This window comes from Peribacillus sp. BM1 (assembly GCF_056679975.1).
In genome coordinates this window covers 3,393,993-3,411,430 of sequence record NZ_CM155259.1, presented here as the reverse complement: position 1 = coordinate 3,411,430, position 17,438 = coordinate 3,393,993, and the positions used below count along the sequence as shown (strand labels likewise).

13 protein-coding genes are annotated in these 17,438 nt (G+C 36.9%); 9 read left to right on the top strand and 4 right to left on the bottom strand.

What is annotated here, in order from left to right; all coding sequences use genetic code 11:
• Positions 1-38: 38 nt before the first annotated feature.
• Both AC1MGI_RS16425 and AC1MGI_RS16420 read right to left on the bottom strand, forming a co-directional pair.
• A complete protein-coding gene (locus AC1MGI_RS16425) occupies positions 39-509 on the bottom strand; it encodes a hypothetical protein (protein WP_062178934.1) in 471 nt (156 codons plus the stop codon).
• Positions 510-904: 395 nt separating this feature from the next.
• On the bottom strand, positions 905-2,266 hold the full coding sequence (locus AC1MGI_RS16420; protein WP_480346286.1) for an MATE family efflux transporter: 1,362 nt from the start codon (positions 2,264-2,266) through the stop codon (positions 905-907).
• A gap of 215 nt (positions 2,267-2,481) precedes the next feature.
• Here AC1MGI_RS16420 and AC1MGI_RS16415 point away from each other — a divergent pair, with 215 nt between their 5' ends.
• Positions 2,482-3,552, top strand: a complete 1,071-nt coding sequence (locus tag AC1MGI_RS16415) for an undecaprenyldiphospho-muramoylpentapeptide beta-N-acetylglucosaminyltransferase (RefSeq protein ID WP_480346284.1) — start codon at positions 2,482-2,484, stop codon at positions 3,550-3,552.
• Between the two features lie 270 nt (positions 3,553-3,822).
• Here AC1MGI_RS16415 and AC1MGI_RS16410 read toward each other — a convergent pair whose 3' ends face one another.
• Positions 3,823-4,377 (bottom strand): GNAT family N-acetyltransferase, encoded by a 555-nt coding sequence (locus AC1MGI_RS16410; protein ID WP_062178938.1) that lies wholly within the window; start codon positions 4,375-4,377, stop codon positions 3,823-3,825.
• A gap of 356 nt (positions 4,378-4,733) precedes the next feature.
• Positions 4,734-5,516 carry an undecaprenyl-diphosphate phosphatase gene (locus tag AC1MGI_RS16405; protein ID WP_480346283.1) on the bottom strand — a complete coding sequence of 261 codons (783 nt, stop codon included), beginning with the start codon at positions 5,514-5,516 and terminating at the stop codon, positions 4,734-4,736.
• Positions 5,517-5,857: 341 nt separating this feature from the next.
• Here AC1MGI_RS16405 and AC1MGI_RS16400 point away from each other — a divergent pair, with 341 nt between their 5' ends.
• The 8 genes from AC1MGI_RS16400 (at position 5,858) to sucA (ending at position 17,438) form a co-directional block, all read left to right on the top strand.
• Positions 5,858-6,178, top strand: a complete 321-nt coding sequence (locus tag AC1MGI_RS16400; RefSeq protein WP_062178942.1) for a DUF4870 domain-containing protein — start codon at positions 5,858-5,860, stop codon at positions 6,176-6,178.
• 392 nt (positions 6,179-6,570) lie between these two features.
• The gene (locus tag AC1MGI_RS16395) at positions 6,571-7,371 is read left to right on the top strand and encodes a hypothetical protein (RefSeq protein ID WP_480346281.1); all 801 of its coding nucleotides are present in this window, start codon (positions 6,571-6,573) and stop codon (positions 7,369-7,371) included.
• 101 nt (positions 7,372-7,472) lie between these two features.
• On the top strand, positions 7,473-8,045 hold the full coding sequence (locus tag AC1MGI_RS16390; RefSeq protein ID WP_480349828.1) for a beta-class carbonic anhydrase: 573 nt from the start codon (positions 7,473-7,475) through the stop codon (positions 8,043-8,045).
• Positions 8,046-8,217: 172 nt separating this feature from the next.
• Positions 8,218-9,519, top strand: a complete 1,302-nt coding sequence (locus tag AC1MGI_RS16385; protein WP_480346280.1) for an NCS2 family permease — start codon at positions 8,218-8,220, stop codon at positions 9,517-9,519.
• Positions 9,520-9,703: 184 nt separating this feature from the next.
• Entirely contained in the window at positions 9,704-10,693 is a 990-nt protein-coding gene (dapF, locus tag AC1MGI_RS16380; protein WP_480346278.1) for a diaminopimelate epimerase, read from the top strand.
• Positions 10,694-11,217: 524 nt separating this feature from the next.
• Entirely contained in the window at positions 11,218-12,873 is a 1,656-nt protein-coding gene (locus tag AC1MGI_RS16375; RefSeq protein WP_480346277.1) for a glycerol-3-phosphate dehydrogenase/oxidase, read from the top strand.
• A 230-nt stretch (positions 12,874-13,103) separates the two neighbouring features.
• A complete protein-coding gene (locus AC1MGI_RS16370; RefSeq protein WP_480346275.1) occupies positions 13,104-13,859 on the top strand; it encodes a polysaccharide deacetylase family protein in 756 nt (251 codons plus the stop codon).
• Between the two features lie 717 nt (positions 13,860-14,576).
• Positions 14,577-17,438 (top strand): 2-oxoglutarate dehydrogenase E1 component, encoded by a 2,862-nt coding sequence (gene sucA / locus AC1MGI_RS16365; protein ID WP_480346273.1) that lies wholly within the window; start codon positions 14,577-14,579, stop codon positions 17,436-17,438.

Below are 17,438 nucleotides of genomic sequence, written 5' to 3'. Positions count from 1 at the left end.
TGACGCCGCTATTTTTGAAAACAAAAATAGACGTCTTATTAAATTTCCGAGACGTCTATTTCAGAAAACTGAATATCTTGCTGCTTTGAAAGACGAATTTCCAGTGTTTCATTTTTATATTGCGCCGTCGTTCCTTTTTTCTTCACGATGCATGGTAGGGTAGTAACAAATTTTTCTTCATATCCAGGAATGCCATCTATTAAAAGTTGATTGGAAGTATGGTAGATTTTTAAATGTCTAATACATGTTGAATCTTTAATTAGGATGCGAACATAAACATCTGAATGCGTTTCAAATACAGCAGCTTGTAGTTTTCCATCTGAAGAGGTGTTTTGTTGTGTGTGTGAACTTGAGTTTGGGTTTTGTTGATTCATGAACTGTTGCATCTGATCAGGCATCGCTTGTGAAAAAATTTGATTCATGAACGATTGAATATCATTTGGATTCATATGCTTGATTTTATCAGAACTATTTTTCTGAAAGGAGAAAAGAGAACTCCACGGAAACATTCTGTACACCTCATTTCTTATCCGGTAAGGGCCGTACAAGGCTTTAAATCAATTTATTTACAATATAATATGCGAAAGGTCTCTATAGGGTAACGAATAGGGAAGAGCATCCGATATGCAAAAATAGTGAAACAATTCTTATGCAGTGGGTTATAGGCAATGTGGTATGTAAGGAACATGAAATAAATCTGTGATGTGTCATCCAAGTTAGGAATAAAACATTCCTGTTAATAGATCAGGAATCGTGATGAATTCTCGATTAGATCCTAAATTTGTGGATGCACAACAAAAAAGTCCGCCTCGAATAACTACTGATACAGTTCAAATTAAATACAAATATAACGATAAACTGTATATAGAATACGAAGACAGACCTTTTAAAATCATCATTGTGTTTAATTTTCTTTCACCGATGAATACTTCACTCGCTGCAAGAATAGCAGTCGAGCCAATAAGCCAATTGCGCCTAGTGCAAGGCCTGAGATAAGACCAATCCAATATCCGAACGGACCTAAATCCGTTAAGTTTGCAAGTATATATCCAAACGGAAGCCCGATAATCCAGTAAGAAACTAATGACATGAAGAACGTAAAATTCACATCTTTATACCCGCGAAGAATTCCTTGGATCGGGGCTTGGAAAGCATCTGAAATTTGGAAGAAGATTGCATAGATTAAAAAGTGTGTTGTCAATTTTAGGACAACCTGATCATCTGTGTAAATTGCAGCAACTTGCTCTCGTAAAAAAAAGATAACAAGAGAGAAAATTAAGGACATCAAGACTGCAATGGATATTCCAATTTTGCTGTATTCAAGTGCGTCACTGTACCGTTTTGCGCCAACTTCAAAAGCAATAACAATGGTTAATCCCATCGAGATACTTAACGGTGCCATATAAAGAAATGAAGCAAAGTTCATCGCAATTTGGTGAGAAGCAATTGTGATCGTATCATAACTACTCATTAACAAAGTGACAGCTGCAAAGATACTTGTTTCAAAAAAGATTGAAAAACCAATTGGTAGTCCGATGACAAGGAGGGTTTTCCAATTTTTTAATGATACTCGATAAAATCTTTTGAAAATTCGATAGGAGGCAAAGGGTTCTGCCTTCATCACTACTAATGTGGCAATGATAAAAATTAGCCAATAGGTGATGGCTGTAGCATAACCAGAACCAACTCCTCCTAATTCAGGGAAACCAAGTTTACCATAAATTAATAAATAATTAAAAATGATATTGATAGGTAATGCGGATAGTGTGATGAGCATTGAAATTCTCGTTTGGCCAAGACCATCCATGAACGAACGGAGAACATTAAATACAAAAAGCGGCAGAATTCCGAAACCAAGTCCTACTAAAAAGGAATGAGCAATTTGTTCCACAGCTGGTTCTAGATTCATCATATTTAAAATAGGGTTAAGAAAGATGGCGCCGATTATTGTAATACCAACTCCCATAGCGAGAGCCAAATATATCGCCTGAATGATATTGAAAGGAACCTTTTTTGTATCTTTTGCTCCGATTAGTTGAGAAATAATTGGAGGAATGGCGAGCAGTATACCACCCAAACCTGAATAAATGGGCATCCACAAGGAGCTGCCGATTGAAACCCCTGCAACATCAGCGGTGCTGTACCTTCCTGACATCATAATATCAAAGAAGGTCATCGCATATAAACTAAGTTGAGTGATAAGAAGCGGGAATAAAATAATGAGTAATTGGCGGATTTTTCCACGTTTTGTATAGGTCTTTTGCATAATATTACCTCGATTTATTAATTTTTGCACAATGGTAGAATTATATCATAAGTTGCAGTGCCAGCCAGTTAATAAGTGATTAAATGTTGATGTTACATACTAAATTTTGGGTCTGTTGTCCTGTTTTATGCAGATTGATAAGGTTTTCTCTATGTATCAGCTGGAAATGTGGTATGATGAGGGGTAGAAATTTTTGGCTTTGGAAGGTGAATTAATTGAAAAAGAAGATTGTGTTTACAGGTGGAGGATCTGCTGGTCATGTTTCTGTTAATACAGCAATCATCCCTGAATTTTTGAAAAATAATTGGGAAGTTACATATATAGGCTCTGAAAAAGGAATCGAAAGAGAAATCATTGAAAAAGAATTTCCGACCGTCAGCTATCAAACGGTTTCAGTTGGGAAATTGCGAAGATATATGTCATTGGAGAATTTAAAGGATCCGTTTCGTGTTATAAAAGGAATTTTCGATGCACGGAAAATCCTCAAACAAATCCAGCCTGAATTTGTTTTTTCAAAAGGTGGTTTCGTTTCAGTACCTGTCGTATTGGCAGCAAAAATGTTACGAATTCCTGTGTTTATTCATGAATCCGATTATACCCCTGGTCTTGCGAATAAACTTGCAATGCCATTTGCTTCAAAAATATTTACGACATTTGTAGAAACGGAAAAACATGTCGCCAAATCAAAGTCTATTTATATTGGTGCAGTTCTCAGAGACGGAATATTTAAGGGGGATGCTGACAAAGGTAGAGAGAGATATGGTTTTGATAAAAGTAAACCTGTTTTGCTTGTGATGGGTGGGAGCCTAGGTGCGGTCAGAATAAATAACCTAATAACGGAAAATCTTGATGACCTATTAGCTTTCTACCAGATTATTCACATATGCGGAAAAGGAAATATTCAAGAAAAATTACGAAGGAAAGGATATCAGCCATTTGAATATGTTCATGAGGAACTATTCGATATGTTAGCCTGTGCCGATGTAGTTGTGTCTCGTGCAGGATCGAATTCTATTTATGAATTTCTTGGTCTTGAAATACCGATGCTACTTATTCCACTGAGTGCCAACGCTTCAAGAGGAGATCAAATCTTAAATGCAGCGAGCTTTGAAAGTCAAGGTTTTAGCAAGGTTATTCAAGAGGAAAATTTAACATATCAGGCTTTTTCTGATACGCTTGATCATTTGGTGGATGAATCACCACAATATAAAGCGAAAATGCAACAAAAACGTCCGTTTAAAACTGGTACAGAGATGTATGAGTTGCTTATACAGCTTCAAAAATAATTCTTTTTCTACGTATAAAACGTAAACCATTGAAAATCTCTATCAAGAAGTAATAAAATAGAAAAAACAAGCATGGATTTGATTCTATGCTTGTTTTTTTATAGTTTGAAAAATTGAATGTTCTTCGTAATTCATTTTAAAGGTCTATGCAGTAATTTATCCCGCATTAACGGGGCAAACTAAAAGGCTTAGAGGAATCGAAGGTGGAGGATGAAGACGCCCCACCCGCTAATTGAATAAACTCATTTCGTTGCCTTTTTTATCTTTCAATTAAGCTTCTAATAAATGTTGCGTTTCATCTTCGTCTTGACGGAGAACATGAAGATTATAAAGATCTTTCGGTATTTCATAAAGATCATATATTTCACTGTGCTTATTTAATTGTTCATACAAATATTTGCGGGATTCATTGGCTAACAAGACATAAGGTAGTTTTTCTGCAGCTTTAATAGATCGGATATTTTGCTTTCTTATTCTCATGAAAACCGTTTCGATACCTAGCTCGAAAAAAACCTCATTAAAGAAAGCTTCTTTTGCCATGGAATTATAGCCTTTACCGTGATAAGGTTTCCCTAACCATGTTCCAAGAAAGCCAGCTTGATTTTCAATATCAAATAATGAAATGGTACCAATAGGTGTACCCCATTCATCGGTAATTGTTCTTGAAATCAATTCGCCTTTTTCTTCTGCTTCCATTGTTTGTTTCGTGACGAATAGATACTCTTCATAGGAATCTACTTTATGGCGCACGAAAGGGAAGACATCTGGATGCGTCATAATTTCATAAAGAGTATTGCAATCAGAAAAGTCTCTCTTTTTTAACATTTCCGTCCCTCCGTTTGAGGGCAGTCCTAGTGTATACCTGCTCTCACCCTCGAAATTTTTTAGTCATTCATCAAAAAATTTCGGGGTGGGAATCGAACCCACTAGAACCGGAAACCGGTGGCGCACCATTTGCCTTCCCTATTTTTATTTTCCAGCAATATCAAAAAAACAAAAGATCCTAAAAAGATAATACTAAAAAAAGTTTAAAAAGAAAATAGGTATTTGCGGTTTTTTTTTCAACAAATTTCAACAATTTAATGGACCTATTATTTTACTATTTCTAGAATGGTCTTTCCTTAAAAATATAGATGTGAATCATCGGAAAATCAGTCTGTTTAAAGGTTTTGAGGAAATGGTTAAAAATTTCCAGTGTATTGAAGAAATAAAATGATTCCACCTAATGCCCACACATAAACGGAAAAGATTTTCAGTGATTTTTTCTTTAAAAAATTGATCATCCACATAACGGCTAAATAGCCGAAAAGCGCGGAGGAAAGTGTCCCGATAAAAAGTGTTGAAAACGGCAGGGGTTCAATCGCTCCTGTTATGACTGGTTTTAATTGAAAGATAATTCCGCCGCTAATCGCTGGTATTGATAATAAAAAAGAAAAATAAGCTGCTGTTGCACGGTCAAGCTTACATAATAGACCTGCTGCTATCGTTAAGCCGGAACGAGAGAGGGCGGGCATGATGGCACAAGCTTGGAAGCTTCCAATAATAAAGGCATCTTGAAGGGAAATTTCGTCTAGGGTTTTTGTGCCCCGTCGAGAATTGTCAGCCATCCATAAAATGAATCCTGTAGCAAGAAATTCCCACCCGATCGTCACACCCGTTTTTGACAATTCATCAAACCAGTCACTAAGAAGTAACCCTGCAGCTACTGCTGGAATCGTACCGACGATAAGCAATGCAGTTAATTTTGAAAAGGGTTTTTTTATTAAGTGACCAAGCTCGCCTTTATAGACAACGAGGAGAGCTAGAAGAGTGCCGATATGCAGCATCGTATCAAGGTAGATTCCAGCTTCGTCTAAATGGAATAAATGTCTTCCTAAGTACAAATGACCAGTACTTGAGATTGGAAGAAATTCTGTTAGACCTTGTATAAGTCCGAGAATAAAGGCTTGAAGTTCGTTTAACAAGGAGCTTCACCTCTCTTTTTTGTATGAAGAATATGGGGACAGGGCTTTGCGACTTACTAATTAAGACAATCTACTTAGCGGGTATAACTGATCTTACCGAAAAAGCATCCGACATTCCTGCTCCGCATCCACCATTGTGATTAGGTGAGTGTAGCGGGCTACAGGATTGGTAAATGGTGGCGTTTTAACACCATATTCGTTTTGTTCATTTAAGGCAATCATCACTTTCATATGTATGCTTGTCTAAATTGAACATGTTCATAAAATTTTTTATTCAAAGTGAAACTTTTTCTGAAAAATTCGTATAGAATAGAGAAGGAATAAAAGAGGAGGGGATTTTGATGCCGAATCAAGATGAAAAATTTTTAGCAATGTTAATTTATTTACTTAGCTTTTTTACCGTTTTTTTAGGCCCTTTAATCATATGGTTAATAAAAAAGGATTCTTCCAAATTTATAGATTACCATGGAAGGGAATATTTGAATTTCCTTATTTCTTACACCATCTATACATTTGTTGCATCGCTCACATTTCTCATAGTAATCGGCTTCGTTCTGGTACCGGTTGTAGCTATTGCGGCATTTATCTTTACGATTATCGGCGCTGTGAAGGCGTATGAAGGGACCGAGTATAAGATTCCATTTATTTTTCGTTTGTTATAAGCCAAGTCGTTAAGGGTCAGACCTCGTACTCTATTACAGTATAGTGTTGAATACACTTATCTTTTCTGTATTTAGTAGCTACAAGGCTTGACCCTTTATTGATATTTTAGTGATTATGCCAAACTTTTCATGTAGTTCATTTATTTTGTCTTTCCGTACCCATAGCAAACAGACGATTTAAACTCACTCTCCATATTCCTTGCTCGTCTTATGCTAGCGACTAGGATAATCAAGTCTAAGACAATTTTTTATGATTTTACTTCTTTCTTTAGTCAAAGTTTTCATTCTAATAGGCAGTTTTTTGAATAAACTAATTGGACAAGCAGATAATGTTACTTTTTTAAAAGTTGCCGTTTTTCAATTAAGAACTGGGCTCTTGGGGGAGAGAGAAGATGGATATTCAGAAGTATTACGAAAAAACAGCGAAAATTTCCTTTTATGCAGCCATGATCTCACTAATTATTGCGATTCTCTTTGTTGTGCTACATTTATTAGGGAGAATGGCTGGGAATATTCTCTGGCTAACCTTACCATTTATAATCCTTAGTCTGAATTATTATATACGTTTTCGTTTGTATGAGAAACGTATGAATGATACACCAATAAATGTCCAGTCCGAAAGCATGCAGCTTCTTGATGCAGAGCATTTGTTAATTGCCTTTTTGCCAGCTCCAAGCTTGAGGATGCAGTTTTTTAATAAAGATGGAGCTGTCGTAGGGGAAATTAGGGATCAAGATATGTCTTGGTACAAATGGTTGCTGCCAAATGCTGTATCTATGCTTATGCCAAAGCGGTACGGATTATTTGATTGTTCTGGAAATCGACTTGCACAGTTTCAGTCAGGGGTAGGGCTGTGGAGTAATATGATTGTAAAGGATCATGAAGGAAATGAACTTGGACGTTATAAAGAAAATGGGAAGAAGGCATTTGTCAAAACAACAGGGATGATTTCAAAACCGGATGGTACAGACTGGATTCCTATCAAAATTGGAGGATTAAACTCATTTCAATTGGATGAGCTGAATGGCAAAAAACTTGCTTCGTTTCAAACAGGATGGATGCCTCGGGAATGGGGGAAACTGTTTAAAAACCCTAATATGCCCATCCTAACTTTTCATGAAAAAACAGATTTAGAAGTAAAACTCGTGACGCTCGGTTTCTTATCTGCAATCTTCCATCATGTCTCTAATTGAAGAGAAAACTAAAAAAAATGTAAAAACGAGACGTTTATTTAAGCGAATTATCAAATGTTTTGTTATAATTTAAGAATTCTAAAGAAAAAGTGGTGGAAATGATGAGTTTATTAGAAGAAATAATCACCTTTAATGAAAAATTTGTCGAAGAAGAAGAATATGTAAAATATGCAACAGACAAATTTCCTAACAAAAAATTGCTTGTACTTAGCTGTATGGACACTCGACTTGTCGAGTTATTGCCAAAATCGATGAACTTAAAAAATGGCGATGTGAAATTCGTTAAAACAGCAGGCGCAACTGTTTCCCATCCATTTGGAAGTGTAATGCGTAGTATGCTTGTAGCTGTTTATCAACTGAAAACAGATGAAATTTTTGTTGTTGGACATCATGATTGCGGCATGGCTGCGATAAATGCAGATGTCATGATTGAAGAAATGAAGGAACGCGACATTACTTCTGAAACACTTAGTACAATTGAAAACTCAGGAATTGATGTTAAGAAATGGTTACGCGGATTTAATGATGTAAGTGAAAGTGTAAAAAACAGCGTCGAAGTTATTAAAAACCATCCGTTAATGCCAACAGGTATTGCGGTACATGGTCTTGTAATCGCTCCTGATACGGGTAAGTTGGATGTAGTTGTGGATGGATACATAGATTTACATAAATGAAGAAATGGTTTACAGCTTTCTAGGGAGTGCATGTATCATTGTGAAAAAGATTCTGATTATTAGAGTCTAAATTAGAAGACTTGCATCTTAGTGAATGTTTGATAAACTCACAGTGCGTGGTTTGTCACATCTACAAACGGGTGGGAGAGGGATAAAACTAAAGGGAAGTAAAATGAAAAAGACGAACTTAGAATCTTACTACAAGTTTGCAGAGAGTGGCACAACTGGAAAACGGGAAGTACTAGCAGGTTTTGTTAGCTATTTCACCATTGTGTATATCATCATTGTCAATTCGATGATTCTTTCAGAAGCCGGAATTCCTCTCAATGGAGCAATTCTCGCAACAATCTTGATTTCTGCAGTAGGTTGTATTTTCATGGGCCTGTATGCAAATGTGCCGATCATCCTTGTGCCTGGTATGGGAATTAATGCAATGTTCGCATACACAATGGTGCAAGGAATGGGCCTATCTTGGCAAACAGCGCTTGCAGCTGTGTTTGTATCAGGCCTCATTTTTGTTGCTATTGCCTTTTCACGCTATTTAAATGTCATCAATGCAAGTATCCCACATTCTTTGAAAGAAGCAATTTCAATTGGACTTGGGTTGTTCCTTCTTTTTCTCGGATTGGAAAAAGGAGGGCTTATTACAGCCGGATCCTCTACACTTCTTCAAGTGGGCGACTTTGGCAATGCCGAAGTAATTGCGACGATTTTGACAATGATTCTTGCTTTTGTACTTTTTATTCGCAATGTTCCGGGCAATTTTCTTTTAACAATCATTGCCGGAACCGTAATTGCATGCATTTGTGGGACAATCAATCTTACAGACATTGCTTTCACAGTTCCAGAGGTTAGTGAGTACAAAGAAGTGTTCAATGCCCTTACTTTTGTCGAAATTAATCGTCTTGAATTTTGGATTGCTGTATTTTCAATGACCATGGTGCTTGTATTCGAAAATATCGGGCTCGTTCATGGATATGTGAATAGTATTGGTAAGCCTGAGCGCTATCAGAAGGCGTTTCAAGCAACCGGAATATCTGTGCTCCTATCCGGAATATTAGGGTCAAGTCCACCAGTTGCGACTGCAGAAACGGCTGCGGGCATTGCATCAGGAGGACGTACTGGATTTACATCGGTGGTAACAGGAATTCTATTCCTTTTCTCGTTTTTGTTCGTTCCTGTCATTAAAGTGATTCCAAACAGTGCAATCGCTCCGATACTTATCATCATCGGTATTTTAATGCTCTTGAATATTAAGTATCTTGATTTCGATGATTTCTCAGAAAGTATCCCAGCAATTATGATTATTGTCATGATACCATACACACTTAGTATTCCTGATGGTATGGCTGCTGGATTTATTTTATATCCGATACTAAAGATTGCTGCAGGTAAAGCTAATCATGTATCAAAGCCAATGTATTTCATCGCATTGTTATTTCTTACTTACTTTGTTATTGGGGTAATCAGTTAAAAAAGTAGGCAACTCTTTAGGAGGCTGACTTCCACGTAAATATCTGTTGATATTATAATGTGGAGTCTAGCCGCCTTTGTTGTTTTGTCAGCTTCCATTTTGCTAATTGACTGAATATTTTTAAATCAGAATTAAAGTAAGCATCGTATATAGAAATTTTCATGAATTTGAAAGGAGTGTACCGATGATCATTGATGTTTTAAAATGCCATGGTTCTGGTAATGATTTTTTATTGATTGATGAATTAACGAAAGATTATCGGTTTACGGAAGATGATAGAAAAAGGCTGGCACAAGCATTATGCAAGCGAGAGAGTTTGCTTGGAGCAGATGGGATTCTTTATGTACTTAAAAGTGAGAAAGTAGACGCAAGAATGCGTGTATTTAACGCAGATGGATCGGAAGCAAGTATGTGTGGCAATGGATTACGTTGTGTAGCGCGATTTGTTTGTGAGACACTTGGTAAGGAACAACTTGTAATTGAAACAATGAAAGCTGATTTATCAGTTGAAAAAACAGGCGATATATATCAGGGAATTCCTACGTTTAAAGTTGAGATTTCACCAGTTCTTTTTAATGTGGAATCATTGCCGCTTACCATTAATAAAAAGACGCTTATCAATGAACCACTAGTGCAGCTATCCAATTCACTAAAATTCACAGCATTGGCGGTCCCGAATCCTCATTTGGTCACGATTGTTGAGCAAGATGAGCTCAATTCCGATGTTCAGGAAAAAATATCGCTATCTGTGAATAGTCCGAATGAATTATTTCCAGATGGGGTTAATGTCAGTTTTGTAAAGCTAATAGAGCCTGGGGCGATCTTTGTACGGACGTATGAACGTGGGGTAGGATTTACGAATGCCTGCGGCACAGCGATGTCAGCCGCAAGCCTAGTGACCTGTTTGAATGGCTTCAATGAGACGGAAAGGGAAATTTCCGTTTATAATAATGGTGGGCAAGTAAAATGTGTGGTTCATTATTATGAAAGTTTCGAGAAGAATTGGATTGATTTGATTGGAAATGGCACCTATGAATATAAAGCATCCATTGCGTTAGAACTTGAAAATTGCGAAGATTTCAAGCTGTTTCATGAAGTGCGTTTTGACAAAGAAACGGCTTTGTATACAGCTTTTCAAAGTGAAATTCAGGAATATCTTAAAACGTTCATGTAAAAATGGCAGAGGATGTCCCAAAAGAGTCTGACCTTACCCTCACCACACAACGTATAGTGTTACTTACATGATATTTAAACTGTATGTGGAGTATAGGGTCTTGCCATCTATACTTATGAGGGCTCCTTTTTTATGTTGTTGTAAAAAGTTCGATAAAAATAGCTGTGAAATGGCACCAAATCTCTGTTTCTCCAATTCTCACGTATTACTGTATATGTGTAAGTCTACAGATGGTCGCTTGCAGAACTTCTCGGCTCTTTTTATCCTCCTTTTTAAACACGAACTAAAAGTGAGATCCTCCTCTTTTCGATGGGAAATGAAGGGGATCAGACGCATTTGATTTGAGGGAAACGGGATTATGCTATTCATGCATTTTTCTTTCTAAAATGAGGAAGATATTGTATAATAAAGTCAAGTTAATAATCAGTTAGGAAATTCGTGAGATCACAAATGCATAGCAATTGCTGTGTACGTTGTGGTCTCTTTTTGTTTCAAATAAACTCAGATAAAGGAGGAACAAAGCAATGAGTTTTTCAAGCTTAGATAGAAATGAGAGGATACATAAAGTCCAAGAACAAGCATTTGATTTATTAGTAATCGGTGGTGGCATCACAGGTTCAGGTATTGCCCTTGATGCGACCACCCGTGGGATGAAAACAGTATTAGTGGAAATGCAAGATTTTGCAGCAGGTACTTCAAGCCGCTCAACAAAGCTTGTTCACGGTGGTCTTCGTTATTTAAAACAGTTTGAAGTTGGGATGGTTGCTGAAGTTGGTAAAGAACGCGCGATTGTTTATGAAAATGGTCCACATGTAACAACACCGGAATGGATGTTACTTCCATTTTACTCAGGCGGAACATTTGGTAAATTTACAACATCAATTGGTTTACGGGTTTATGACTACTTAGCTGGTGTAAAAAGAAAAGAACGAAGAACCATGCAAACAGTAGAGGAAACGCTCAAGAAAGAACCTCTTGTAAAACGAAAAAACTTAATGGGCGGAGGGTATTATGTAGAGTACCGTACAGATGATGCTCGATTAACGATTGAAGTGGCAAAGAGGGCATCAGAACTAGGTGCTGAATTACTAAATTATACAAAAGTAGTTGACTTTACTTATGAAAATGGAAAAGTGACAGGAGCGGTCGTAGAAAATGTATTGACAAAACAGTCATTTACCATTAAAACGAAAAAAGTCATTAATGCTTCAGGGCCATGGGTGGAAACCCTTCTACAAAAAGATGGTTCAAAAAAAGGGAAAACACTTCATTTAACAAAAGGTGTACATATCGTAATCGACCAATCTCGTTTTCCTCTGAAACAGGCGGTTTATTTCGACACGCCAGACGGACGGATGGTTTTCGCGATTCCTCGCGCAGGCAAAGCATATGTAGGTACAACGGATACATTTTATGAAAAGGATCCAATGAATCCTAAAATGACTTTAGCAGACCGTGACTATATTCTCAAAGCAATTAAATTCATGTTTCCAGATGTGGACATTACCAACGATGACGTTGAATCTAGCTGGGCTGGTGTTCGCCCACTTATTCACGAAGAAGGAAAAGATCCATCGGAAATTTCTCGGAAAGATGAAATTTGGGTATCTGATTCTGGATTAGTTACAATCGCAGGAGGTAAATTAACTGGTTATCGCAAAATGTCCCAACAAGTGCTTGATAAAGTGGCGATAAGCTTCGAAACAGATTATGGAATTAAATTTGATAGATGCCAAACTAAGGAAATTCGCATCTCTGGTGGTGAAGTAGGTGGATCGAAAAACTTTCATGCATATGTTGAATCTCAAAAAGTAAAAGGAGAAGCAGTTGGACTTGACTCTAAACAAGCTTTGGCTATTGCTCAAATGTATGGTTCCAATGCATCTGATGTTTTTGCTCTTATTAAAGGTAAACGTAGTGATGCCATGAAATATAATCTGCCTTTAGATGTTTACGGCATGCTCGTATATGCGATTCAATTTGAAAGCACCGTAACGCCTGTTGACTTCCTTATGAGACGGACAGGAGCGATCCTGTTTAATATCCAAGGGGCAAAATCCTGGAAAGATGGAGTTATTGACTGTATGAGTGATACCTTCCAATGGACAGAAACGGAAAAGCAGAAATATACAATTGCTTTAGAAGAGCAATTATATGCAGCACAGCATCCCGAAGAGTAATGGAAACAAAAAAGCTGACAACCAGGATGAATACTTCCTACTTGTCAGCTTTTTTATGTAGCAAAAACCCATCTTTTTTATAAAAAGGTTTACAAACTTAAGGCGATTCATAACATAAAAAAACCTAGGACGAGCAACTTAAGAACAAAGTGAAACTTCTATTAGTGGAGGTTTTCTTCATCCCACATGGATGGTTAATTAAACCGGGATAAAAAGGAAAGGTTGGACATATGATGAGAGTATTCCTTAGCTTTTTAATCGTCACACTATATTCATTCACTATTGGCTTAACTATTTATGCAATACCCATTCCTGATGAGTTAGTTCCATTAACCAACACATCAGAATTCGCAGAACGTAAGGTTGCTTATTTAACCTTTGATGATGGTCCGTCTCATAATACAATTCCAATTCTCGATATATTAGATAAATACCAAATTAAGGCGACTTTTTTTGTTATGGCAAATCGACAAAGCTATGCTAAACAGGCTTATGAAGAAATGGTTAGACGCGGCCATACAATTGCTTTACATTCGAATACTCATGATTATCGAATAATTTACAGATCGAAAGATGATTTTTTTAAAGATATGGGAAAATTAGAATCGCTGCTGGATCATAAATATGCCATAAATACAAAGTTAATTCGCTTTCCAGGTGGTTCCAATAATATGCTTATTCAAAGGAGTGAAAAGAAATCGATTCGTACAGATATTATTTCAGAACTTAAACGAAGGGGCTATACGTATTTCGACTGGAATGTAGATTCAAAGGACGGCATTAGCCCGATGATTAGTCAACAAACAATTACACAATCTGTTTTAACCGGAGCTAAGAAGCATAAGCAAGCAGTAATTTTGCTGCATGACATCGATGATATGAAAAACACAGTTAGAGCATTACCTGATATCATTATCGGACTTAAAAAACAGGGTTTCGAATTTGAAATGATTACGGAAGACAATGGAAAAGTGCAATTTCCATGAATAATGAACGTGCAACAGTTTGCCACCTGAAAGAAAATTTGAATTGTATGAACTAAGGAGTAAATAAGTGTATTTTTATGTGTTAAAAAACGAGCGTGTTTCCGAGAACGAAAGGGTTAATACTTACAAATACATGCAGTTTATGTGACGTATATGAACGACTATAAACTGTGTATAAAGGCGATTTAACCCTTATGAGACACCTTTACTCTATTCCATATTACGTTTGAGAATATTATTGTTGTAAAATTTTTACCTTTTATGAAGATAACACGATTAATATGGATCATTATCTGGCTATTTTAAAAGAACAGTCGAAATTCAAATGAGAATATGCTGAAATTGTGCAAAATAATTCAACAAATTACCAAAACATGACCTTCATTCAAATATACAAAATACAATCTTATTTAATCAAATACTAGAGTTATAGAAAAGAAAAGGAAGATAAAAGCTGGCTATTGAGAATCTTAAACATAAAGTATTGCAATGCGTTAGCATAATTATGTTTTTTTCTCTATTTTTCTAGGTTTAACCTTTGGATATTTGTTAAAAACATGGTAGTATAATTATTGAAAACGTTTTATCCTTTAAATATTGATAATAGTATAAAAATATAACTTTTTTAGGAGTTTTTTAATAAAAAAGTTAGCTAATATCGTGGGGGATGGGTAAAACGAAATAAAAATTATTCGTTAAATTTGGGGGTTTAAAAAAATGACCATCAAGGAAGCTAAGGCATATGACCCATGGAAAGCTTTTTCTGGTCCAAACCTTGGGTACGTCTTGGAGCAATACGACCTATTTCAACAAGATCCGGATTCAGTCGATCCAGAGCTAAAAAACTATTTTAAAATTTTCGGACCACCTACAGTAAACACTTTACCAAGTCAAAAAATAATCGTCGAAAATCAAACGGCAGTGGTTTCATCAGGTGATGTACTTTCAATGAAGAAAATCACATCTGCTGTTAAACTTACAGAAAATATTCGTTCATATGGTCATTTAGCAGCGAATATTAATCCGTTGAACGAAGTGGCGTTAGATAACGAACTTCTTCAATTGGAGAAATATGAATTAACAGCTGACGATTTGCGAAAAATTCCGGCTGACTTTATTTGCCCAGAATCACCTGAAACCGTCAAAGATGGCTATGAAGCATTTCGTTATTTAAAGGAGCTTTATACAAAAACAATTGCTTTTGAATTTTCGCAAGTGAATGATTTGGATGAAAGACAATGGCTAATTGATGCAGTTGAATCAGGTAGTATTTTTCCTGAAGTTACAAATGAGAAAAAAGCCATTTTATATAAACGATTAGCGGAAGTTGAAGGATTTGAGAAATTCCTTCATCGTACGTATGTTGGACAAAAACGCTTTTCAATTGAAGGCCTTGATATGCTTGTTCTCGTTCTTGATCATTTAATTTCTCAAACTGTTCAAAATGGCACATCCAACGTAAATATCGCCATGGCACACCGCGGCCGTTTGAATGTGTTAGCGCACGTCCTTGGTAAACCATATGAAATCATTTTCTCTGAATTCCAGCATAGTCCTAATAAGGATTTAGTCCCATCAGAAGGGTCAATAGGGATTAATTACGGCTGGACAGGTGACGTTAAATATCATTTAGGATTGGATACACTTATCACAAATGGAAATATACAAAAAGCAAGAATTACACTAGCTAATAATCCATCCCACTTAGAGGTCGTTGGTCCAATCGTTGAAGGATATTCCCGTGCTGCACAAGAAAATCGGACAGAAGCGGGCTTCCCAATACAAGATATTTCTCGTTCAATGGCGATTCTTATTCATGGTGATGCAGCATTTCCAGGGGAAGGTATTGTTCCCGAAACGCTTAATTTAAGTCGTTTAAAAGGGTACCAAACAGGTGGCACGATTCATATTATCGCGAACAATATGATTGGATTTACAACTGAAAGCGAAGACTCTCGTTCTACTAAATATGCAAGTGACCCTGCAAAAGGCTTTGAAGTACCGATTGTACACGTGAATGCAGATGATCCAGAAGCGTGCCTTGCTGCTGTTACACTTGCTTTTCAATATCGTGAAAAGTTCAAGAAAGATTTCTTGATAGATTTAATTGGCTATAGAAGATTTGGTCATAACGAAATGGATGAGCCGTTAGTTACCCAACCAGGAATGTATGGCTTGATTCAAAAACATCCAACCGTTAAAGAATTATACGGAAAAAAATTGCTTGAAGCGAGTTCAATCAGTATTGAAGAACTGGATGCTTTGTCAGAACAAGTTGAGGAAAAATTGAAAAACGCTTATGACAGAATTTCTGGCAACAAACCAGAAGCTGTATGTGAACTAGATCCACCCCAAACCGTTGAAAAGGGATTTCCAAAACTTGATACTACTGTAACTTCAGAAGATTTAATTCGCATGAATGAAAGTCTTGTGGAATGGCCAGAAGGATTCCAGATTAATAAGAAGTTAGGTCGTATTCTATCCCGTCGTCTCGATTCATTTGGAGATGAAGGAAAAATTGATTGGGCTCATGCAGAAACATTAGCATTTGCTTCAATACTTTCAGATGGTACGCCGATTCGATTAACTGGACAGGACTCTGAACGTGGAACATTTGCACAGAGAAATATCGTATTACATGATAGTGAAAATGGCAAAACATATTCACCGCTACATACATTAAAGACTGCTAAAGCATCTTTTGCTGTGCACAATAGCCCGTTAACGGAAACCGCAGTTCTTGCATTTGAATACGGATATAATGTTTTTGCACCTGAAACACTTGTGCTTTGGGAAGCACAATTTGGTGATTTTGCTAATACAGCTCAAGTAATCTTCGACCAGTTTATTTCTGCAGGTCGCGCTAAATGGGGTCAGAAATCTGGACTCGTTATGCTATTACCACATGGATATGAAGGACAAGGACCAGAACATTCTAGTGCACGTCTGGAACGATTCCTTTCCCTTGCAGCGGAAAACAACTGGACAGTTGCCAATTTAAGCTCTGCAGCTCAATATTTCCATGTGTTAAGAAGACAAGCAAAAATTCTTGAAATGGAACAAGTTCGTCCGTTAGTGATTATGGCTCCGAAGAGTATGCTGCGTAATCAAGTGATGGCCTCTACCGTTGCTGAATTTACTGAAGGAGAATTCCAGTCATTTATTGAAACGCAAACTTTGGGTCAAAATCCTAATATGGTTGAAAGGATTGTACTTTGCACAGGTAAAATAGCAGTAGAGATACGTGAAAAGATTGCCAGTGTTACAGATACTGACTGGCTTCAAATCATCAGCCTTGAAGAAATCTATCCATTCCCACTAAAGGGAGTAAAGGAAGCTTTCGCAAAACATCCAAATTTGAAAGAAATAGTATGGCTCCAAGAAGAGCCGAAGAACATGGGAGCATGGACATTCGTTGAGCCACGATTATATGAAACAGCTCCAAATGGAGTTTCTGTCTCTTACATTGGCAGAAAACGGAGATCGAGTCCATCAGAAGGGGATCCACTTGTTCACAAGCAGGAACAGCACCGTATTATGACTGAATCAATTACGCGTACTAAAGAGGGGGAGAAGTAA

Excerpts from the sequence above, each read along its gene's own strand:
- AC1MGI_RS16425 (WP_062178934.1), bottom strand. The coding sequence starts at position 509 with ATGTTTCCGTGGAGTTCTCTTTTCTCCTTTCAGAAAAATAGTTCTGAT.
- AC1MGI_RS16420 (WP_480346286.1), bottom strand. The coding sequence starts at position 2,266 with ATGCAAAAGACCTATACAAAACGTGGAAAAATCCGCCAATTACTCATT.
- AC1MGI_RS16410 (WP_062178938.1), bottom strand. The coding sequence starts at position 4,377 with ATGTTAAAAAAGAGAGACTTTTCTGATTGCAATACTCTTTATGAAATT.
- AC1MGI_RS16400 (WP_062178942.1), top strand. The coding sequence starts at position 5,858 with ATGCCGAATCAAGATGAAAAATTTTTAGCAATGTTAATTTATTTACTT.
- AC1MGI_RS16395 (WP_480346281.1), top strand. The coding sequence starts at position 6,571 with ATGGATATTCAGAAGTATTACGAAAAAACAGCGAAAATTTCCTTTTAT.
- AC1MGI_RS16390 (WP_480349828.1), top strand. The coding sequence starts at position 7,473 with ATGAGTTTATTAGAAGAAATAATCACCTTTAATGAAAAATTTGTCGAA.
- AC1MGI_RS16385 (WP_480346280.1), top strand. The coding sequence starts at position 8,218 with ATGAAAAAGACGAACTTAGAATCTTACTACAAGTTTGCAGAGAGTGGC.
- dapF (WP_480346278.1), top strand. The coding sequence starts at position 9,704 with ATGATCATTGATGTTTTAAAATGCCATGGTTCTGGTAATGATTTTTTA.
- AC1MGI_RS16375 (WP_480346277.1), top strand. The coding sequence starts at position 11,218 with ATGAGTTTTTCAAGCTTAGATAGAAATGAGAGGATACATAAAGTCCAA.
- AC1MGI_RS16370 (WP_480346275.1), top strand. The coding sequence starts at position 13,104 with ATGATGAGAGTATTCCTTAGCTTTTTAATCGTCACACTATATTCATTC.
- sucA (WP_480346273.1), top strand. The coding sequence starts at position 14,577 with ATGACCATCAAGGAAGCTAAGGCATATGACCCATGGAAAGCTTTTTCT.